The following is a 20,208-nucleotide window of genomic DNA, read 5'->3' as shown; positions in this document are numbered from 1 at the left end:
CAACGCGAGGACAATAACAATGATTATCTACGGTGTGGCCTTCCTGGCCTTGTGTACGCTTTTCGGCCTGTTCATCGGTGAGCTCCTGGGCAAGCTCCTGGGCATCCCGGCCAACGTCGGCGGTGTCGGTATCGCCATGCTCCTGCTCATCTTCCTCGGCAGCTACCTCAGCAAACGTGGCTTGTTCACCGGTAAAGCCGAACAGGGTGTGGAGTTCTGGAGCGCCATCTATATCCCGATCGTGGTGGCCATGGCGGCACAGCAGAACGTGCTCGGTGCGCTGTCTGGCGGGCCCATGGCCATTCTGGCAGGGACCGTGGCGGTCTTGGCGAGCTTCGCCATGGTGCCGCTGCTCGATCGCCTTGGGCAAAAGAAGCCTGAGGCGGTAACCGACAAATCCCTGACCACGCCGCAACGGTGACCGCCATGTACGAATCCATGATTAAAGTGATCAACGGTTACGGTCTGATCAGCGGCTTCGCCGTCATCGGCGTGACCATGTGGTTGTCCTACTGGTTGAGCGCGAAACTCACCCACGGCCGTCTGCACGGCTCGGCGATCGCCATCTTCCTGGGGCTGGTGCTGTCTTATTTCGGCGGTGTGATGACCGGTGGGCATAAAGGGTTGGTGGACATCCCGTTGCTCTCTGGTGTTGGCTTGCTGGGCGGGGCGATGTTGCGTGATTTCGCGATCGTCGCCACGGCCTTCGGCGTCAACATCGACGAACTCAAGCGCGCTGGGGTATCTGGCGTCATTTCGCTGTTCTTCGGTATCGCCGTTTCGTTCGTGGCGGGTGTCGGCGTGGCCATGGCATTCGGTTATACCGATGCGGTGAGCCTGACCACCATCGGTGCTGGCGCGGTGACCTATATCGTTGGCCCGGTGACCGGCGCGGCGATCGGTGCCAGCTCCGAAGTCATGGCCCTGTCGATTGCCGCAGGCCTGGTCAAGGCGATCCTGGTGATGGTGGTGACCCCCTTCGTGGCACCCATGATCGGTCTCAACAACCCGCGCACGGCGGTGATCTTCGGTGGTTTGATGGGCACTTCCAGCGGCGTCGCCGGCGGCCTGGCCGCGACCGATCCGAAGCTGGTGCCCTACGGTTGCCTGACCGCTGCGTTCTACACTGCGCTGGGTTGCCTGCTCGGGCCGTCTCTGCTGTTTTTCATCATGCGCGCCATTGCGCTGTAAGGCAGTGCTGCCTGGCCTCAGGTCAGGGCGGCGCTGTACATCCGGCATTCGGCCAGTAACGCCAACAGGTTCGGCTCGCGCTCGCGGGCCTTGAGAAACACCACGCCGATATGCTGCTGCAGCCGGTAGCGCGGCTGCAGCAGGATCAACCGCACGCGGTTTTCATACACGGCGGCGATGCGCCCTGGCAGCAGGGCGAAGCCGACGCCAGAGCTGACCATGCTGAGGAGGGTGAAGATGTCGTTGACCTGCATCGCCACCTTCGGTTCGAAACCGGCCTGCTGGAACACCCGCGCACCGTCACGGTGAGTGGCGAAGCCTTGGGTCAGGGTGATGAAGGTCGAGTCGGCCAGGTCGGCCAGGTCGACCTCGGCCTGCTCGGCGAAGGGGGAATCGATGGGTACGGCCAGAAAGATATCGTCGGAGAACAGCGGCAACTGCGCACAGGTCGGGTCGTTGATGCTGTCGTCCAGCGATACCAGGATCGCCTCGAGTTCATGGTTCTTCAGGCGCTGCAGCAAATCGACGTTCGAGCCCAGGTTGAGATCGATGTTGAGCTCGCTGCGGCGCAGCTTCAAGCCCATGACCAACTTCGGGACGGTCTTGACGGTCAGCGAGTAGAGGGCGCCGAGACGAAAACGCTCTGCATAGAACCCTGCTGCCTCGCGAGTCTGACGTACCAGCTGCTCGGCATCCTGGATCAATTGCCGGGCCTTTTTCTCCAGTACGTAGGCGCTTTCCAAAGGGATCAACTGGCGGCCTTCATGCTTGAACAAGGGACAACGCAGGGCACTTTCCAGGGAATGGATCGCCCGGTGTACGCTGACCGCGCTGGTCGAAAGCTCGGCAGCGGCCCGGCCCAGGTTGCCGCTGCGCATGAAGGCGAGAAAGGTTTCCAGTTTCTTCAGGGTCAGTTCTTCGTCGATCAGCATGCCGAAGGCTCAGGTAGGATTGCCCCGATCATGCCACAGAAGGTCACTGCCCGGGGCGGGCCTTCGCCGAGGCGCTTGTCGCTCAACCATCGGATTGTTCCTCCGGCGGCACTTGCCCCTCCGGCCAATCAGGCGCCTCCTGTTCAGGCTCAGGCGTAGGCACTGGCTCACCGGGGTCATGGGGTATCTCGTCGACATAGGGATCGGGGTGATTGGGGTGGGTCATGGCAGGTCTCCTGGTTGATGTCGTGCGGTAGGCAGCGGTCGCCCCAGGACTGTTCAGTCGGATTCGCCGAACGGGGGAACGTCGAGCCACGCAGACACTCCATTGCAGCAACGGCGCAAAACGGAATCTTGCCATGCTTATCAGCGCGATCAGCTTTTTCACCACCTTGGTTGCCATGGAGGTCGTCGCCTACCTGGTGCACAAGTACGTCATGCATGGGGTGGGGTGGGGTTGGCATCGCTCTCACCACCAACCACGCCATGGTGCATTCGAGAAAAACGATCTGTTCGCGGTGGTGTTCGCGGTGCTGGCCATTGCCCTGATCGCCCTGGGCAGCGCCGGGCTGTTTCCTTTGCAGTGGATCGGCGCGGGCATGACGGGATATGGCGCGCTGTACTTCATCGCCCATGATGGCCTGGTGCATCGGCGCTGGCCGCTGCGTTGGGTGCCCCGCAGCGGTTACCTCAAGCGGTTGTACCAGGCTCACCTGATGCACCATGCGGTACAAGGCCGTGACGGCTGCGTATCGTTCGGGTTCCTGTATGCCCCGCCTATCGAGCGCTTACGCCGTCAGTTGCGCGCGCGCCATGACGGGCCGCTATCCCGCCAGGACGCTGCCAGAGTCGCCCGTCCCGAGCCTGGGCACGGCACAGCCGACGCGTCAGCGAGCGCCACAGACCGCTGAGAATCGCGCCGAGCTTTTCCCTGCGCGAAGTCGCCAAGCGCCCATCCCAGGCATTGACGCCGGCGGCCTGCACCTTGATTCCGATCCGTCGATATACCAGCGCTGCCGTTGCCACTGCCCAGGCCGAGCGCCAGGGCAGGGCAGCGAGCCCCGCCTGCGCGCTGCGGTAGTAAGGTTCGGCCTCTGCCAGCAAACGCTCGGCCATGGCCGCCACGGCTGGCCGGTAGCGCGGCTCGGCCAGGCCCCAGGCCGGCACCTCGAACTCATCCAGCCAAGCCTGGGGCAGGTAACAACGCCCGACGCGGGCGTCTTCGACGATGTCGCGGGCGATGTTGGTCAGTTGCATGGCCAGGCCCAGATCGCATGCCCGGTCCAGCACAGCCGGATCGCGCACGCCCATCACCCGCGCCATCATCAGGCCCACCACGCCGGCGACGTGGTAGCAGTAACCCAGGACGTCCTGCGGGCGCGCGTAGCGCTGACCCGCGACATCCTGGGCAAAGCCTTCGAGCAGGTCGAAGGCTTCGTCGGGCGGGATGCCGTGGCGCTGGGCAACATCACCCAGTGCTGCGAACGCGGGCGTCTGGGCGGGCAACCCGGCGTAGATCTCGCGGGTCTGCCTTTGCAAGTCGGCAAGGCGCCGGCGGGCCTGCTCCGCGGGCAGGGGCAGGGCATCATGGCCGGCCTGCTGGCCATCGATCACATCATCGCAGTGGCGGCACCAGGCATACAGCAACATGGCGCTGCGCCGGGTCGCCGGATCGAACAGCCGGGCGGCTGCGGCGAAGCTCTTGGAGCCTACCGCGATGCTGTGTTCGGCATGCCGCAGCAGCGGGTCGGATCGTTGTTCGCTCATCGTGACAGGTCCTCCAGCATCAGCCCAGCGGTGGCCTTGGCCGATGCGATCACCCCAGGTACGCCGGCACCGGGGTGGGTACCGGCCCCGACCAGATACAGGTTGTGCAGGTGGGCGTCGCGATTGTGCGGACGGAACCACGCGCTCTGGGTCAGCAAAGGCTCCAGCGAAAAGGCCGAACCCAGATGGGCGTTGAGCTGTTCGCGGAAATCCAGCGGGGTGAAGGTGCGGCAGGTCACCAGGTCGTCGCGCAGACCCGGTATGTAGTGACGCTCCAGGTAGGCGAAGATGCGATCGCGATATCGGGGCCCTTCGCTCGCCCAGTCGATCGGAGCGTTGCCCAGGTGCGGCACCGGTGCCAGCACATAGTGGCTCGAACAGCCGGGCGGCGCCAGGCTCGGGTCGGTGGCGCAGGGTGCGTGCAGATACAATGAGAAGTCCGTCGGCAGCGCGGGTCCGTTGAAGATCTCCTCGACCAGCGCCTGGTAACGTGGGCCGAAGCACACAGTGTGGTGGCGCAGCTGCGGCTGGGCACGGCGAAGGCCGAAATGCACCACGAACAACGAGTTGCTGAAGCGCTTGCCCAGCAACCGGCGGCCTTCCTGAGCGCCTCGTCGATGCTGGCCCAGGAGTTCCGTATAGGTGTGCACCACGTCGGCATTGGAGGCCACGGCATCGGCCTGCCAATGCCGCCCATCCCGGCTGCGCACTCCGGTCAGGCGCTGGCCGTGGGTGTCGAAGGCGGCGACCTCGGCGTTGAGCTCCAAAGTCCCGCCCAGGTCGCGAAACAACTGCGCCAGGCCGTTGACCAGGGCGCCCGTGCCGCCCTTGGCGAACCATACGCCCCATTGCCGTTCCAGTGCGTGGATGAGTGTGTAGATCGACGAGGTCGCGAACGGGTTGCCGCCGACCAGCAACGCATGAAACGACAACACTTGGCGCAACCGTTCGCTGCGCACGAAGCGCGACACCATGGCATAAACGCTACGCCAGGCCTGCAGACGGGCCAGTTGCGGGCCGGCCTGGAGCATGCTGCGAAACGACAGGAACGGCACCGCGCCGAGCTTCAGGTAGCCCTCATCGAGCACCGATCGCGAGTACGCCAGAAAACGCCGGTAGCCTTCTACATCGGCAGCGTCCAAGGCATGGATCTGGCGCTCCAGCTGCTCTTGGTCGTTGCTGTAGTCGAACGTCGTGCCATCCTCCCAGCACAAGCGATAGAACGGGTTCACGGGCAACAGTTCGAGGTATTCGCCCATGGGTTTGCCAGCGAGGGTGAACAGCGCCTCGATGGCCGTGGGATCGGTGATCACCGTAGGCCCCGCGTCGAACGTGAAGCCTTGGTCGTGGTACACGTAGGCGCGGCCTCCTGGCCGATCGCGTCGCTCCAGCAAGGTGGTGTGGATACCGCTGGCCTGGAGTCGTATGGCCAAGGCCAGCCCGCCGATCCCTGCGCCCACCACCACGGCTGATTTTCCTTGAGTCATGCAGGCTCCTTGAACGATTGAGGGGAATGGCGCAGTGCGGCCCTCAACGCCTCGGCCACCGGGACGGGTGGTTTGCCGACGAGGATGCGCAGGCGGTCACGCCAATGGCTGTGGCCGGCGTAGAAACGGCCGATCAACGGTTCGGGCAGGCGATGAAAACGCTCCATCACTCGCCAGCGGTCGTCGGGGCGTCCAGCCAGGAACAACATGCGGTTGAGCAATCGATAGAAGCTCTGATCTCGCCAGCGTCGGTGCAGATAACGGCCCAGCTGGTCTGCCAGACCGTCGGCGTCAGACAGCGGCTGCTGGGCGAGCCAATCGGCCAGGCAGACCGCTTCGGGCAGCGAGTAACCGGTGGTGCAATGGAACAGACCGGCGCGCAGGCCAGCCAAGGGCTGGCCTCCCTGCGCGGCCCACCAGGCAGGAAAATCCTCGGCCAGGGTGATGGGCAGGACGCCGTGCTCTTCACGTATGCATGCGTGCACCTGCCAGCCGTGCTGGCAGGCATATTCGGCGATATGCCCGCGCAACTGTTCAGGCTCGGGAGGTTGCCCATCGACGTAGTGGGTGTCTTCGATCAACAACGTATCGGCGCTCAACGGCAGCACGTAAACGAAGCGATAGCCTTGGCCCTGGTACACGCGGGCGTCCATGAGGATCGGTGCGCTCAGGCCGTGAGGCCGCATCATGCGCAACACCTGGCCGAGAAATGCCTGCTGGCCCAGCACCCGGTGCGGACTGGCCTGGGCGCCACGGCCATCGATCACCACGCGGGCCTGCAGGCGCTCGCCGCCTTCCAGCGTCACCTGCTGTGCGCTGACCTGGCTAACCGCACAGTGGGTGCGTAGCGCCGGCCCCAGGGCGAGCTCGAGGCGCTCGGCGAAATGCTCGCTGGTGATGCTGGCATAACCGCTGGCGACACGACGCGACAGGTTCGGGAAGTGCACGTGGTAGGCCGGCCAACGCTTGACCACTAGCGGTGCCAACCAGTGCTGCTGAGCTGGGGTGAGGTCGGTATCGTGGAACGACCAGGTATGGTTGCCGCCGATCCGCGGCGCCTGTTCCAGGCACACCAGATCGAGCTCCGGACGCGCCTGGCGCAAACGCCAGGCGATCAGGCCGTTGGCCAGGCCGCCGCCGACCAGGATCAGGTCATGCTTCATGCCGGTTGCGGCCCGGGTCCGAGTAAGCGCGCCCGGCGCAGTTGCGCGAGATTGCGCGAGCCGGTGCAAAAGCAGGCAATACGCAATTGACGCAAGACCACGTCGAAGTGTTCGATGACGGCCTCGGTGGAGGTCAGTGCTGCCTCGAGCACTCCAGCCGCCTGGCCGACCAGATCGGCGCCCAAACGAATGGCCTTGGCGGCTTCCAGGCCGTCACTGACACCTCCCGAAGCGATCAGGCCGACCTCCGGTAACGCCCTGCGCACACCCAACAGGCATTGCGCGGTCGGAATGCCCCAATCGCGAAAGGCCAGGGCCACGGCGCGATCGGCGGCGCTGCTGGCGCGCTGGGCCTCGACCGCTGCCCAGCTGGTACCGCCAGCACCGGCCACGTCGATGATCTGTACGCCGGCATCGACCAGCGCCCGGGCCACCGTAGGCGAGACGCCGGCACCCACTTCCTTGGCGATCACCGGTACGTCCAGGACGCGGGTGAGTGCCTCGATCCTGTCCAGCACGCCCCGCCAATCGCGGTCGCCCTCGGGCTGGACCGCCTCCTGCAGCGGGTTCAGGTGGATGATCAAGGCATTGGCTTGCAGGCTGTCGACGGCCCTGCGCGCCAGATCCAGGCCATCGACCTCGCGCAGTTGCGCCGCGCCAAGGTTGGCGAGCAATGGAATGCTGGGAGCAAGCCGTCGTAGAGCAGGGGTCAGGCCCGTGGCCGGGCCCCCTTGCAGGCTCACTCGCTGCGAGCCTACCCCCATAGCGATGCCTAGCGCTTGGGCCGCTTCCGCCAAGTGATGATTGATGTGCTCGGCGCGCTGCGCACCGCCGGTCATCGAACTGATCAACAACGGCGCACGCAGGGAAATGCCCAGCAGCGAGGTGCCCAGGTCGATCTCGTCCAGGGCCATCTCCGGCAGCGCGCAGTGCTCGAAGCGAATGGCCGACCAGCCCGGGTCGACGGCGGAGGCAGCTTGTCCGGGGGCCAGCACGATGTCCAGGTGGTCGTCCTTGCGTTGACTCAGCAAGCTTTTCTTCATGCCCGCTCCATTGCCAGGGAATCATCCGAGGGCGCGTGAGGTCTGTGCAAAAGACAGGGGGGTTGTACAACGCAGCCCGATTTGTATAGCTAAGCCCAAAACGGCACAGCATGTGAGGCAACGGCAACTGTCGGTTCGTTCCTTCGACCTGTGCACCGGGTGCCGCGCAACCAATGAGGCAAGGATGACCACCATCGCCCACTCGCCCCAGGCCGCCGAGACCGGCTCGCTTGATTCGCTGATCCACCTGCAGGGCGCCATCGAAGCCCGCCTCGAGGCGTTGTTGCCCGCCGCCGGTAGCGAGCGCGACCTGGTGGCCGCTGCCATGCGTGATTGCACCCTGGCGCCAGGCAAGCGCCTGCGCCCGTTGCTGCTGGTCCTGGCAGCAGAAGGGCTGGGCGCCTGCCCCAAGGCCGCACTGGACGTTGGTTGTGCGATAGAGATGGTCCATGCGGCATCGTTGGTGCTCGATGATCTGCCCTGCATGGACGACGCCACCTTGCGTCGAGGCCGGGCCACCTTGCACTTGGCGTTCGGCGAGGATGTGGCGCTGCTGGCGGCGATCGCCTTGCTGTCCCGTGCATTCGCCCTGGTGGCCAGGCTCGAGGGTGTCTCGCCCCAGGTGCGTGCCGATCTGGTCGCGACCTTGGCCGACGCGATCGGTAGCCAGGGGCTGGTCAAGGGCCAGTTGCAGGACTTGCGTGACGGCATCCTGCCGCGCAGCGCCGAGCAGATCGTCGAGACCAACCAGTTGAAGACCGGTGCGTTGTTCGGCGCGATCCTGGCCATGGCAGGACACCTGGCCGATGCCACCGCTGCGCTGCAGGCATCGCTGCAGCGCTTCGCCGGCGAGCTTGGCCAAGCCTTCCAACTGTATGACGACCTGCGAGACCGCGACGCAGGTACCGGCAAGGATCCTGACAAGGATCACGGCAAGTCCACCTTACTGGCCCTGTGCGGCGAGGAGGCGGTCCGCGACCGATTGGCTGTCCACCTGGCCAATGCCGAGCATTACCTGGCCGAAGCCTCGCTCGGGGAGCGAAAGATCGTTCTGATGTTGCGTAGCGTGTTCACTTGCACCGGGTCGTCGCAATCAAACTTTCACGGCCCGTTGGGTTCTTCTGAACAACAACCCTCGCATGAAGGAGCCGAGCATGGAACACGACGACCGTAAACCCGCTGACAAAGTCCCCCACGTGGTGTCATCGGAGCAGGCGCAGCAGGGTGAACGTGCGCCCAAGCCCGTACTGGAACGCCCGGATCCTGATACCGAGGCAGTGGACAAGGTGATCACCCCCACCTCGACCCAGGAGGTCGAAGAACAGACCGAGGCCATCGAAAAACGCTTGCGCGACGTGGAGGGCAAGGCCAGTCGATGACCGGCCTTGCCACCTCGTCGATCAATGGGGCGCGCGGGGAATGGTCTTGAGCAGGTCTTCAGGACTGATGTGACCGACCACCTGCGCCACCGCACTGCCGGGTGTCGGCAGGTCGATGATGTGACTCTTCATCTTGCCGATCACGTGCATTTCACACGGCTTGCAGTCGAACTTCAGGGTCAGTACCTCGTCGCCCTGGATTAGCTGCATGGGGGCGACCTTGGTGCGTACGCCGGTGACGCCTTTGGCCTGCTTGGGGCAGAGGTTGAACGAGAAGCGCAGGCAGTGCTTGGTGATCATCACCGGCACCTCGCCGTGCTCTTCATGGGCCTCGTAGGCCGCGTCGATCAGTTGCACACCGTGGCGGTGATAGAAGTCACGCGCCTTCTGGTTGTACACGTTGGCGAGGAACGACAAGTGCGATTCCGGGTACACCGGAGGTGGCGTGGTTTCGGCCTTTCGCCCACCGCGCGGGTGAGCCTTGACCCGCGCCTCGGTGAGTGCCTCGATAGCTTCGCGGCGCAAAGCCTTGAGCTGCGAATTGGGAATGAAGAACGCTTGCGGAGCATCGAGTTCGATGGCGCTGGCGTGGTACTGGGTAGTCCCCAGCTGACCGAGCAGGTCGCGCAGTTGGTCGAGGGCCTGGGCTGGCTTGTTGGCCACGCCGAACGGTCCGTCCAGGGCCAGCTGGACACTGACGCCTTCTTCGCTGGTCGCGGTCAGGGTCAGACGCTCCTCGCGCAACCGCGCCTGCCACTGCACGCCGACCCGGCGTTCGGCCGAGGTGCGCAGCAGGGCTTGTTGCCAGTTGTGGTCGAGATTACGTGACAGCGGGTGGTTGGGACGCAGCTTGTGCAGCCCTTCGGGCATCTCGTTGGGCTCGACGCGGTAGCGGTAGCGTTTTTGACCGTCCTCATCGAATTCACCGCGTGGCTCGGCGATGTTGGCGCGGAACCCGACCACTTCGCGCTTGACCAGCACATTGAGGCCGTCGCCGTTGGTCAACGGCACTTCGGTGACCACCAACATGTCGCGCTTGCCGACTTTTTCGACGACGCCCACCGGCAGGCCGGTGAAGGTCGGCGAGTCGAAGGCGCCGATGTCGACCTTACGCTCACTGACGAAATAGTCGGTACTGCCGCGGTGGAACGTCTTGTCCGGGTCGGGCAGGAAGAAGTGTTCGGTACGCCCGCTGGAAGCGCGGGCCAGTTCCGGGCGGCCTTCGAGGATGGCGTCGAGCTGCTGACGGTAGTGGGCCGTGATGTTCTTCACGTAGCCCATGTCCTTGTAGCGACCCTCGATCTTGAACGAGCGCACGCCGGCATCCACCAGGTCGGCCAGGTTGGCGGTCTGGTTGTTGTCCTTCATCGACAGCAGGTGCTTCTCGAAGGCGACGACGCGGCCCTGGTCGTCCTTGAGGGTGTACGGCAGGCGGCAAGCCTGGGAGCAGTCGCCACGGTTGGCACTGCGCCCGGTCTGGGCGTGGGAGATGTTGCACTGGCCGGAGAAGGCTACGCACAGGGCGCCATGGATGAAGAACTCGATGGCGGCATCGGTTTCGGCGGCGATGGCACGGATCTGCTGCAGGTTCAGCTCGCGGGCCAGCACCAGTTGGGAGAAACCGGCCTGGTCGAGGAACTTCGCCCGCTCCAGGGTACGGATGTCGGTCTGGGTGCTGGCATGCAACTCGATCGGCGGGATGTCCAGTTCCATCACGCCCAGGTCCTGCACGATCAACGCGTCGACACCGGCGTCGTACAGCTGGTGGATCAGCTTGCGCGCAGGTTCGAGCTCGTTGTCGTGGAGGATGGTATTGATGGTGGTGAACACGCGCGCATGGTAGCGGTGGGCGAATTCGACCAGTTCGGCGATATCGCCGACTTCGTTACAGGCGTTATGGCGTGCGCCGAAGCTCGGGCCGCCGATGTAGATGGCATCAGCGCCGTGCAGGATCGCCTCGCGGGCGATGGCCACGTCACGGGCAGGGCTGAGCAGTTCCAGGTGATTCTTTGGAAGGGACATATCGTTATGGTTTCGGGCGGTCACGGTTTAGGGCGGCATTGTAGCGGTGAAATGGATTGGTGGCATCTTTGCCTGCCAAGAGGTGTGTGGTCTGTGCCGAAGATCAAAGGCTGATCCCCTTCAAGCACTCGACCAGGCGCAACGCTGCCGGCGACAGACTGCTCTCGCTGCGGGTGATCACCCCCAGTTCCCGTTCCAGCCCAGGCTCGGGCAGATACCGGCGGACCAGACGCCGCTCACCGTCATCCGCCGATTCCGGCAGCAACGCGATACCCAAGCCATTGCGCACCAGCGCCAAGACCGTGGACATGTAGTTGGCCTCCATGGCCACTCGTAACGTCAATCCACGCGCCTGGAACACCTGCTCGATCTGCGCCCGCACGCTGCTGTCGCGGCCAGTGAGGATCATTGGCTGCTCGTGCAGGTCGACAAGGCCCAACTCACCGCTGACCAGCGGATGCCCGGCAGGTACGAACAGACACAGGCGGTCGTGCAGCAGCGGTGTGAACGACAGCCCATGGCCAAGCCTGGCCCGTACTCCCAGGCCAAAATCGACGTCGCCATCGCGCACCCGCTCGGTGATGCGCTCGGCCACCAGATCGCGCAAGCGCACTTCGATACCTGGGTATTGCTCATGGAACACGGCCAGTCGTTCGGGGAGGGCACCGGCACACAGCGAGGGCAGGGCTGCCACGCTGACCACGCCGCGACGCACGGCGGCCAGGCCTTGGCTGGCGCTGACGATGTTGCCCAGGTCCAGCAGCAGTTTCTCCATCGCCGGCAGCGCCTCGCGCCCGGCTGCGGTCAATGCCACATGGCGAGGGCTGCGCTCCAGCAGTTCCACCCCCAACCAACCTTCCAACTGGCGGATCTGCACGGTCAGTGCCGACGGCGACAGGTGCAGGTCGTCGGCGGCGCGGGCGAAGTTGCCGCGTTGGACCACGGTGATGAAGGCGCGGATGTGCTGCAAGGCATTCTTCATTTTGTTTTTTCGAACGTGAGTGGCTTTAAATTGCAATTTACACGCGCCGTGGCCCTTCCTGATACTCCAGGCAACAACAAAAATCACATGCTGGAGTCGCCCATGCTCGCCCTCTATGGCGTCATTACCATTCTGTCTCTGCTTGTCGCGGTGATGAGCAAACGCCTCTCGCCGTTGGTGGCGTTGATCGCCTTTCCCATCATTGCAGCCCTGTTGGCCGGCTTCGGCCTGCAGACCAGCGGTTTCATCCTCACCGGGATCAAGAATGTCGCGCCGGTAGTGGGCATGTTCATCTTCGCCATCCTGTTCTTCGGTGTGATGACCGATGCCGGCATGCTCGATCCGATCATTGACCGCATCCTGCGCGCCGTCGGCACCCGGCCCACGCGCATCGTCTGTGGCACTGCGTTGCTGGCGTTGCTGGTGCACCTGGACGGTTCGGGTGCGGTGACCTTTCTGGTCACGGTGCCGGCGATGCTGCCGTTGTATACCCGCCTGGGTATCGACCGACGGGTGCTGGCCTGTGTCGCAGCGATGGCTGCCGGAGTCAACTTCCTGCCGTGGACCGGACCTGTGCTGCGCTCTTCCGCGGCCCTGCACGTGCCGGTGGCGGACCTGTTCCAGCCGCTCATTCCGGTGCAACTGGTGGGCCTGGCGTTCGTCTTCGCCTGTGCCTGGTGGCTGGGCCGGCGGGAGGAAAAGCGCCTGGGCCTGTGTGGCGGCAGCGATGTCGCCGCGCCGCAGCGTGCCCTCAGCACCGAGGAGCAGGCGTTGCGCCGACCGCGCCTGTTCTGGCCGAACCTGTTGCTGACGGTATTGGTCATGGCCGTGATGATCGCCGGCTGGGTCGACCCGGTGGTGATGTTCATGCTCGGTACCGTGATTGCGCTGTGCCTGAACTATCCTCGCGTCGATCATCAGCGCGAACGCATCGACGCCCACGCCAAGACCGCGCTGACCATGGCCAGCATCCTCCTGGCCGCTGGCGTGTTCACCGGCATCATGCAAGGTACCGGCATGCTCAAGGCCATGGCTGAGGTGGCGGTGCAGCAGATTCCACCAGGGCACGGGAAGTTGATCCCCGCGCTGGTGGGTTTCGTATCGATGCCACTGAGCCTGCTGTTCGACCCTGACTCCTTCTACTTCGGCGTGATGCCGGTGATCGCCGAAGTCGGCCGTTCGCTTGGCGTCGACCCGGTGCAGGTGGCCCAGGCTTCGCTGCTTGGGGTGCATACCACCGGGTTCCCGGTTAGCCCGCTGACCCCGGCCACCTTCCTGCTGGTCGGCCTGTGCAAGCTGGAGCTGGCCGACCACCAACGGTTCACCCTGCCATTACTGTTTGCCGCGTCGGTGCTGATGACTCTGACCGCGTTGGCACTGGGAGTATTCTGAAGATGAACACCCTGCGCATCGGCGCTGGCGCCGGTTATTCCGGCGACCGCGTGGAGCCTGCCGTCGAACTGGCCCGTGACGGCGATCTTGACTACCTGATATTCGAATGCCTGGCCGAGCGGACTATCGCCTTGGCCCAGCAAGCACGCCTGGCCGAACCCGAAGCCGGCTTCGATCCTTTGCTGGTCACGCGCATGCGGGCCGTGCTGCCCTTCGTCCGTCAGGGCAGTCGACGCCTGCGGATCATCAGCAACATGGGCGCCGCCAACCCACGTGCAGCAGCTCGCCAGGTCGTCGCTGTCGCCACTGAATTGGGGTTGCACGGGCTCAAGGTGGCGGCAGTGGAGGGCGACGACGTACTCGCCGTGCTGCGCGAACACCCAGATTGGCAGTTGGACAACGGTCTGAATGTGGCCGCTCTGGGCGAGCGCATGGTGTCGGCCAACGCCTACCTTGGGGTCGAGGGCATTCTCCAGGCCTTGGCCGAGGATGCCGATGTGGTGATCACTGGGCGCGTCGCCGATCCTTCGTTGTTCCTTGCGCCACAGTTGCATGCCTTTGGCTGGGCGGCAGACGATTGGCTGCGGCGTGGCCGCGGCACGCTCATCGGTCACCTGCTCGAATGCGCCGGGCAGGTCAGCGGAGGTTATTTCGCCGACCCCGGCGTGAAGGATGTCCCCGACCTGGCGCGGCTGGGTTTCCCCCTCGCCGAAATCGACTCCGAGGGCCAGGCATGCATCACCAAGGTCGCCGGCAGCGGCGGGCGCATCGACGTCGCGACCTGCACCGAGCAACTGCTGTACGAGGTGCACGACCCGGGCTGCTACTTCACCCCCGATGTGGTCGCTGACTTTTCCGCTGTGCACTTTGCCTTGCAGGGGCCGGACACGGTGCAGGTCAGCGGTGCCACCGGCACTCAGCGACCCGAACGACTGAAAGTGACCGTTGGCTATCGTGACGGTTGGATCGGTGAAGGGCAGATTTCCTATGGTGGCCCCAATGCGCTGGCGCGAGCCCGCCTGGCCGGGAAGATAGTCGAGCAGCGGCTGACCCTGACCGGCGTGCCGGTCGAGGAGCTACGTTGCGAGTTAATGGGCATCGACTCGCTGCACGGCAGTGATTTCGGCCACTCTGGCGAGCCCTGGGAAGTGCGCTTGCGCGTGGCCGGGCGCTGCGCCACGCGGGCGGCTGCCCAGGCCTTGGCCAACGAAGTGGAGACCCTGTACACCAACGGCCCTGCCGGCGGCGGCGGTGCCACCCGCCAAGTGCGCGAGGTGTTGGCAGTGGCCAGCCTGTACCTGCCCCGTGAGTTCGCCATCGCCCGTGTCCATCTGGAGGTCTGCCCATGACCGTCGCATTACATGAAATTGCCCATACCCGTACCGGAGACAAGGGCGATACTTCGAACATTTCGCTGATCGCCTATCGGGCGGAGGACTACGCCGTGCTGTTGCGCGAGGTCACGGTGGATAAGGTCGAGGCCTGGTTCGCCCATTTGCGCGATGCCGATGCGGGACCGGTTCGGCGTTACGAGCTGCCGCAGTTACGGGCGCTGAACTTCGTGTTGCCTGGGCTGCTGCGCGGTGGCGTGACACGGTCGCTGGCGCTGGATGCACATGGCAAGTGCCTGGGGGCGGCTCTGTTGGGGATGCAGGTGCGGCGCTAGACAGGGGAGTGTCGGGGGCCGCTTGGCGGCCCATTGTCAGAACTGGTATTGCAGCCCAGCCCCCGCATACCAGGACCGCCCCGGCGCCGCCTCGTAGTAGCGCCCGTTGCTGTCGCCGACGATCACCGAGCCGACGTACTGGCGGTCCAGCAGGTTATCCAGCCGCAATAACTGGTGGAAGGTCCACGGCCCGTAGTGCTGTTCGAACCGGGTTCGCCAGTTGAATACGGCATAGCTGGGCGCGACATGCTGGTCGTTGCTGTCCTCGACGTACACCTTGCTCCGGTATTGCCCTTCAAGCCCCATGCTGATGCCGTCGCGCGGTTTCCAGATCAGTTCGCCGAACAGGCTGGCCTGAGGCACGCCTGGGAGATGATTGCCCTTGTCGATGCTGGTGGTACCTTGGCTGAATGCTTCGTCATAGGTCGCATCGAGCAGGGTATAGGCCAGATTGGCCTGCCATTGGGCATTGAACTGGCGTTGTACGCTGAGTTCGAACCCGCGGCGCAGCGTCTTGCCGGCGTTACGGTAGCTGGTGCGCCCGCCTTCCGAGGCCGCCACCACGATCTCGTCCTTGGTGCGGATCTCGAAGATCGCGGCGTTGACCCGGGTGCGTTCATCCGGACGCGCCTTGAGGCCGAGCTCGTATTGGGTGCTGGTGGCCGGGTCGAGTCCGAAGTTGAAACCTTCCACGGCGCCGGGCGCATAGGCCATCTCGGCCTGGGTCGGGGTCTCGAAGGCCTTGCCGGCACTGATATAGCCGTGCAGGTCGGGGGTGAAGGCGTACATCACCGACAAGGTTGGTGTGGCGCGCTGGTATTTCTTCGAGCCACTGGCATCGCCGTTGGCCAGGTAGTGGTCGTCGACCTCCATCTTCATGGTGTTATGACGCAGGCCCGCGTCCACGGTCCAGCGGTCCAGCTCCCAGTGGGCCTGGATATAAGGGTCGAGGCTGGTGGCGGTGTCCTTTTCCTTGCGTCGCAACTCGCCCTTGACGCCCAGGGTGGCGCCGCTGAAGTTCTGGTAGCCGCGACGGTCGTCGGTGCTGCGGTCGTAGTCGGCGCCGACGGTCACGGTAAGGTTGCCGGGAGCGGCGGCGATGGGCTGGATCCAGCGCAACGTGCCCCCATGGAATTCACGGTCGAAGTCGACCACGCCACCGCCGCGGTCGTTGGCTGGCGCGCCCTTGGGAATCGACAGGTACTGGATCACGCTGCGCTTGCCGGCATACAGGTTGAACTGCAAGGTCGCATCGCCAAAGGCGCGCTCGTAGTTCATGCCCAGTTGCTGGTGATGGATGCTCTTGCGCGTGTCGTATTGCTCGGCTCGCTCGGACACCGACCGCGGATCATGCTTGTAGGCCTCCCAGGTCTGCCCAAGCGGATCCTCGGTGCCGTTTTGCTCCAAGGTACTGAAGATCAGCGCCAGACGGCTGTCCTCGTCGGGCCGCACGTGCACCTTGGCGAAGGTCTGGTCGCGGCGGGCCGAGCTGTGGTCGCGGTAGCCATCGGTGTCCATCCGCGAAGCGTCCACCAGGAAACCGGCCTTGTCGTCGCCACCTTCGCTGTACACGTGGTGCTTGTTGAACCCGTCGCTACCGAAGGTGGTTTCGGCGCCCACCTTGGGTGGACCTGCGCCGTCGCGGGAAAACATCTGGATGACACCGCCTGCATTGCTGCCGTAGATGGCAGAGGCCGGGCCACGCAGGACTTCTATGCGATCGGCCACATCCAGGTTCAAGGTGGCAGCCTGGCCTTGGCCGTCCGGCGTACTGGCCGGAATTCCATCGCTGAGCAGCTTGATACCGCGCACGCCGAACGCCGAGCGGGCGCCGTAGCCGCGTGAAGAGATTTGCAGGTCTTGGGCGTAGTTCTGGCGGTTTTGCACCACCAGGCCCGGCACCCGATTGAGCGCCTCCGACAGGTTCACGCCCAACTGGCCGTCGGCGATCTGCGCTCGGTCGACGGTGTCGATCGAGTACGGCAGGTCGAAAGTCGGATTGGGTACGTAGCTGCCGGTGATCACCACCGGCTCGAGCAACTCGAAACGGCTGGGCGGTTCGGCCTGGGCCAAGGGGCACAGGCTCAGGCCGGGGAGCAAGGCGCTCAGCGCTCTGCGGCGTAGAGAGGTATCGGGCATCGGGCAGCGTCCTGCTGGTGCAGCATCCTGGGGTCGGTCAGGCCTTGGCCGCCATGGCGGTCACTTCTACACGCATGCCCTCGAACGCAAGCGATGCCACGCCAACGGCGGCGCGGACCGGCCAGGGCTTGCTGAAGAAGCGCTGGTATACCTCGTTGAACACGGCGCGGTCGGCCATATCGGTGAGGTAGATGGTCAGGTGCAGGACGCGGTCCATGCTGCTACCGGCTTTTTCCAGAGCGTCCTTCAGGGCCTGCAGGGTGCATTCGCACTGGGTGACGATGTCGCCCAATTCCAGGCTACCGTCGGCACGAATCGGCACTTGGGTGGTGACCAGTACGCCATTGAACTCGGCGACGTCGGAGGAAATGGATTCGGCATCGGTGTCCGGAGTGAAGATGATGTCTGCGTTTGCCATGAGTCGTTTTGCCTTGCGACGTGGGAAAAAGTGCAAGCCTACGCGAGCGGCACGGGCGGGTCGAGCACGATGGCCCGGTCAAGGCACCGCTGGGCCATCGAGCATTGTCATCACCGGCCGTGCAGGTCAGAATCGCGCCCGATTCTGACGCTAGGGGTTAACGTTGAACGAACAGACATTGTCGAGGCGCCTTGAGCGCGTGGCGGCGCAGGTGCCGCAGGGCGCGCGCCTGGCGGATATCGGCTCGGACCACGGCTACCTGCCGGTGGCGTTGCGCCTGCGTGGGGTGATCGAAGCGGCAGTAGCGGGTGAAGTGGCGCAGACACCGTTCGCCTCTGCCCAACGCACGGTACGTGAAAACGGCCTGCAAGCGAGTATCAGTGTGCGTCTTGCCGATGGCCTGGCGGCCATCGAGGCGGATGATCGGATTACCGCCATCACCTTCTGCGGCATGGGCGGCCAGACCATTCGCGACATCCTCGAGCGCGGCCGCCGGCATCTGTCGGGGCGCGAGCGGCTGATCCTGCAGCCCAATGGCGATGAGCGCGAACTGCGTGAGTGGCTGGCGGCGAACGGCTACCGCATCGTCAGCGAAGAACTGCTGCGCGAACACCGTTTCGATTACGAGATCATTGTCGCCGAGCCGGGCGAGGGGCAGGCCTATAGCGCGCAGGAACTGTATTTCGGACCTTTGTTATTGCGCCAGCGCAGCCCTGCGTTCTTGAACAAATGGCAGCGCATGCTACGGCAGAAACAACAGACCCTGGCGAATTTCCAACGTGCCCGGGCGACGGTCCCGGAACATAAGACCCGCGATTTCGAGCGGCAGGTCAGTTGGATCAACGAGGTCCTGGCCTGAATCACAGGCGCGAACAGTTACCCATTTCCCGGTAGGCGATTTCGTGGGTCTGGCCTTGGTGGTCGATATAGACCATGTGCGAGGTACCCACTTCACAGTCGGCAGCATTGCTGTCCGGCGTGATCGAGACGACCTTGGCCACATCCATAGGTATGCCGTATTCGTAGTTGCTGCTGTTCGCCGATTGAGGGACTGGTTGGGCCGCCAACGCGGTGAAAGAGGCGAGGGTGGCCGACAGGGCAAGGAAAGCGATCGAATGTTTCATGGCAGGCTCCTTTATCGTGGATTTCTCATGATGTATTCAATGGTCATGCACAATAAATGGGCTATACCGTGATAGATTCCTGCCTTCGGCGTAAGAATATAGCGAGGATGCCACGCGGATGGACATGTTGCACGCCATGCGTACCTTCACCCGGGTCATCGAGTGCGGCAGTTTTGCGGCTGCTGCCAATGCCCTGGACATTTCCGCTGCGCAAGTCTCACGGATCATCGCGGAGCTGGAGAACCAGCTACAGACGCGCTTGCTGCATCGCACCACCCGGCGTTTGCGCATGAGCGAGGCGGGCGAGCGGTTTCTCGAACGGGCACGGCAGATCTTGCTGCTGACCGACGAAGCCATGGACGAGGCCCGTGGTGCGCACCTCACGCCGCGCGGGCGCCTGCGCCTGCACTGCCCGCATGGCATGGGCATGTTGCTGATGCCCCTGGTGGCTGGCTACAACGCCTTGTGCCCGGAGGTGGTGATCGAGCTTACGCTGTCACAGCGCAATCCCGACCCGCTGGCCGAGGGGCACGATGTGGTGATCACGGTCGACGAGGCGCTGCCCGATTCACAACTGATCGCAGTGCCGTTGGGCAACATCTTCAGCATTCCCTGCGCGGCGCCCAGCTACCTCGACGCCCATGGCGTACCGGAGCGTCCCGAAGACCTGCACGACCATCGCTGCCTGCGTATGGCCTATCCGATGTACGAAGGGGACTGGGTGTTCCCACAGGGGGTCGATCAATTCGTGATCGCCCCGCGGGACAGCTTCCTGACCAATGTGGCCGATGCCATGCTGGTGGCCAGTGAGTTGGGGATGGGGATCGGTCTGTTGCCCTTCTATACGGCAAGCGAAGCCATCGAGCAGGGCCGCCTCCGCCGTCTGCTGGCGCCGTACAGGCTGCGCGAGAGCATGCTGTATGCGATCTACCCGTCGCGACATTACCTCGACGCCAAGGTGCGGACCTGGATCGATTACCTCAAGGAAGAGTTACCGGCGCTGTTCCAGAGCCATGAGCGGGTGGTGGACGACCAGCGTTATTGGCGGTGACTGGGGAAGGGCGGCTAGCTGATTCATCGGCGGCGCCGATATCGCGCGCCGCCGGCGCGGCGCACAATTTACGCACTACCCTCGATCCCAAGTGCACCGAGCGAAACAGCTGCCCTCAGCGGCTGTCCTGATCCTCGGCCGTACCGCCCGAGGCACCGGCACCGGAACCTGTGCCTTCGCCGGTGTTGTTGGAGCCGCCGGCAGCGCCGTCGGCGGCATCGGAATTGCTGCCGGTGTCGGCGCTGTCGTTGTCGCCGGTTCCGCCTGGGGTATTCACACTGCTCCCTTCACCTGCCGTCTTGCCAGGCGTCGGGTCGGCCGGTTGGGTGGCAGAGGGCCGGGTATCGGTGCTGCCCTCGCTGGCGGCGAAACTGGCTGCCGAGGCCAGGCCGAGTGCCAGGGCAAGGCTGAGCGAAAGCGGACGAATGCGCTTCATGGTCGATCTCCTGTGC

General features: G+C 64.4%; 21 protein-coding genes and 1 pseudogene. 10 read left to right on the top strand and 12 right to left on the bottom strand.

Translation table 11 applies throughout. The features are described from left to right. Positions 1–19: 19 nt before the first annotated feature. Together madL and madM are read left to right on the top strand one after the other, a co-directional pair. Positions 20–421, top strand: a complete 402-nt coding sequence (gene madL, locus KY379_RS15510) for a malonate transporter subunit MadL (protein ID WP_133323864.1) — start codon at positions 20–22, stop codon at positions 419–421. A 5-nt stretch (positions 422–426) separates the two neighbouring features. After that, positions 427–1,191 (top strand): malonate transporter subunit MadM, encoded by a 765-nt coding sequence (gene madM / locus KY379_RS15505; RefSeq protein WP_133323865.1) that lies wholly within the window; start codon positions 427–429, stop codon positions 1,189–1,191. A 17-nt stretch (positions 1,192–1,208) separates the two neighbouring features. Here madM and KY379_RS15500 read toward each other — a convergent pair whose 3' ends face one another. Together KY379_RS15500 and KY379_RS15495 are read right to left on the bottom strand one after the other, a co-directional pair. Then, positions 1,209–2,123, bottom strand: a complete 915-nt coding sequence (locus KY379_RS15500) for a LysR family transcriptional regulator (RefSeq protein WP_261240690.1) — start codon at positions 2,121–2,123, stop codon at positions 1,209–1,211. Positions 2,124–2,205: 82 nt separating this feature from the next. Further along, positions 2,206–2,349 carry a hypothetical protein gene (locus tag KY379_RS15495; RefSeq protein WP_165976020.1) on the bottom strand — a complete coding sequence of 48 codons (144 nt, stop codon included), beginning with the start codon at positions 2,347–2,349 and terminating at the stop codon, positions 2,206–2,208. A 133-nt stretch (positions 2,350–2,482) separates the two neighbouring features. On the opposite strand from KY379_RS15495, the gene KY379_RS15490 reads away from it, so the two are divergent. After that, entirely contained in the window at positions 2,483–3,034 is a 552-nt protein-coding gene (locus KY379_RS15490) for a sterol desaturase family protein (RefSeq protein WP_133323867.1), read from the top strand. On the opposite strand, the pseudogene KY379_RS15485 reads toward KY379_RS15490, so the two are convergent. The 4 genes and pseudogenes from KY379_RS15485 to fni form a co-directional block, all read right to left on the bottom strand. Next, positions 2,958–3,890: pseudogene (locus tag KY379_RS15485) on the bottom strand (phytoene/squalene synthase family protein); the annotation flags it as partial. The gene KY379_RS15490 and the pseudogene KY379_RS15485 sit on opposite strands and share 77 nt — an antisense overlap. Next, positions 3,887–5,377 carry a phytoene desaturase gene (locus KY379_RS15480; protein ID WP_133323868.1) on the bottom strand — a complete coding sequence of 497 codons (1,491 nt, stop codon included), beginning with the start codon at positions 5,375–5,377 and terminating at the stop codon, positions 3,887–3,889. The pseudogene KY379_RS15485 and the gene KY379_RS15480, both read right to left, overlap by 4 nt. Then, a complete protein-coding gene (gene crtY / locus KY379_RS15475) occupies positions 5,374–6,540 on the bottom strand; it encodes a lycopene beta-cyclase CrtY (protein ID WP_261240691.1) in 1,167 nt (388 codons plus the stop codon). Before crtY ends, KY379_RS15480 begins: the two co-directional genes overlap by 4 nt. Continuing rightward, positions 6,537–7,583, bottom strand: a complete 1,047-nt coding sequence (gene fni, locus KY379_RS15470; protein WP_261240693.1) for a type 2 isopentenyl-diphosphate Delta-isomerase — start codon at positions 7,581–7,583, stop codon at positions 6,537–6,539. The genes crtY and fni overlap by 4 nt, the downstream gene beginning before the upstream one ends. Before the next feature lie 184 nt (positions 7,584–7,767). Between fni and KY379_RS15465 the strand changes: the two genes are divergently transcribed. Continuing rightward, the gene (locus KY379_RS15465; RefSeq protein WP_133323871.1) at positions 7,768–8,757 is read left to right on the top strand and encodes a polyprenyl synthetase family protein; all 990 of its coding nucleotides are present in this window, start codon (positions 7,768–7,770) and stop codon (positions 8,755–8,757) included. Continuing rightward, complete coding sequence (locus tag KY379_RS15460) at positions 8,738–8,962, top strand: hypothetical protein (protein ID WP_133323872.1); 225 nt, start codon at positions 8,738–8,740, stop codon at positions 8,960–8,962. The genes KY379_RS15465 and KY379_RS15460 overlap by 20 nt, the downstream gene beginning before the upstream one ends. 21 nt (positions 8,963–8,983) lie before the next feature. Here KY379_RS15460 and KY379_RS15455 read toward each other — a convergent pair whose 3' ends face one another. Both KY379_RS15455 and KY379_RS15450 read right to left on the bottom strand, forming a co-directional pair. Then, positions 8,984–10,984 (bottom strand): peptidase U32 family protein, encoded by a 2,001-nt coding sequence (locus KY379_RS15455; protein WP_261240696.1) that lies wholly within the window; start codon positions 10,982–10,984, stop codon positions 8,984–8,986. A gap of 103 nt (positions 10,985–11,087) precedes the next feature. After that, complete coding sequence (locus tag KY379_RS15450) at positions 11,088–11,966, bottom strand: LysR family transcriptional regulator (RefSeq protein ID WP_261240697.1); 879 nt, start codon at positions 11,964–11,966, stop codon at positions 11,088–11,090. Between the two features lie 102 nt (positions 11,967–12,068). Between KY379_RS15450 and KY379_RS15445 the strand changes: the two genes are divergently transcribed. Genes KY379_RS15445 through KY379_RS15435 form a run of 3 tightly spaced genes read left to right on the top strand, consistent with a single transcriptional unit; the run spans position 12,069 to position 15,024 of the window. Further along, positions 12,069–13,358: a CitMHS family transporter gene (locus KY379_RS15445; protein WP_261240698.1), complete on the top strand. Its 1,290-nt coding sequence runs from the start codon at positions 12,069–12,071 to the stop codon at positions 13,356–13,358. Positions 13,359–13,360: 2 nt separating this feature from the next. After that, the gene (locus KY379_RS15440) at positions 13,361–14,707 is read left to right on the top strand and encodes an acyclic terpene utilization AtuA family protein (protein ID WP_133323876.1); all 1,347 of its coding nucleotides are present in this window, start codon (positions 13,361–13,363) and stop codon (positions 14,705–14,707) included. Further along, positions 14,704–15,024 (top strand): hypothetical protein, encoded by a 321-nt coding sequence (locus KY379_RS15435; protein WP_133323877.1) that lies wholly within the window; start codon positions 14,704–14,706, stop codon positions 15,022–15,024. Before KY379_RS15440 ends, KY379_RS15435 begins: the two co-directional genes overlap by 4 nt. 36 nt (positions 15,025–15,060) lie before the next feature. Here KY379_RS15435 and KY379_RS15430 read toward each other — a convergent pair whose 3' ends face one another. Both KY379_RS15430 and KY379_RS15425 read right to left on the bottom strand, forming a co-directional pair. Next, positions 15,061–17,163, bottom strand: a complete 2,103-nt coding sequence (locus tag KY379_RS15430) for a TonB-dependent receptor family protein (RefSeq protein WP_261240699.1) — start codon at positions 17,161–17,163, stop codon at positions 15,061–15,063. 37 nt (positions 17,164–17,200) lie between these two features. Next, entirely contained in the window at positions 17,201–17,581 is a 381-nt protein-coding gene (locus tag KY379_RS15425; RefSeq protein WP_196173714.1) for a RidA family protein, read from the bottom strand. A 163-nt stretch (positions 17,582–17,744) separates the two neighbouring features. On the opposite strand from KY379_RS15425, the gene KY379_RS15420 reads away from it, so the two are divergent. Beyond that, positions 17,745–18,440 carry a tRNA (adenine(22)-N(1))-methyltransferase gene (locus KY379_RS15420; RefSeq protein WP_196173716.1) on the top strand — a complete coding sequence of 232 codons (696 nt, stop codon included), beginning with the start codon at positions 17,745–17,747 and terminating at the stop codon, positions 18,438–18,440. 1 nt (position 18,441) lies between these two features. Here the strand turns inward: KY379_RS15420 and KY379_RS15415 are convergent, their stop codons facing one another. Continuing rightward, positions 18,442–18,705: a DUF2790 domain-containing protein gene (locus KY379_RS15415; RefSeq protein WP_261240700.1), complete on the bottom strand. Its 264-nt coding sequence runs from the start codon at positions 18,703–18,705 to the stop codon at positions 18,442–18,444. A gap of 118 nt (positions 18,706–18,823) precedes the next feature. Between KY379_RS15415 and KY379_RS15410 the strand changes: the two genes are divergently transcribed. After that, the gene (locus KY379_RS15410; protein WP_261240701.1) at positions 18,824–19,756 is read left to right on the top strand and encodes a LysR family transcriptional regulator; all 933 of its coding nucleotides are present in this window, start codon (positions 18,824–18,826) and stop codon (positions 19,754–19,756) included. A gap of 115 nt (positions 19,757–19,871) precedes the next feature. Here KY379_RS15410 and KY379_RS15405 read toward each other — a convergent pair whose 3' ends face one another. Then, a complete protein-coding gene (locus KY379_RS15405) occupies positions 19,872–20,192 on the bottom strand; it encodes a hypothetical protein (RefSeq protein WP_196173722.1) in 321 nt (106 codons plus the stop codon). Positions 20,193–20,208 lie beyond the last annotated feature (16 nt).

The sequence above is a fragment of the Pseudomonas sp. HD6422 genome (genome assembly GCF_025377065.1).
Classification (GTDB): domain Bacteria; phylum Pseudomonadota; class Gammaproteobacteria; order Pseudomonadales; family Pseudomonadaceae; genus Aquipseudomonas; species Aquipseudomonas putida_U.
Note: the sequence above shows the minus strand (reverse complement) of the source record. Positions and strands in the feature narration are given on the sequence as shown.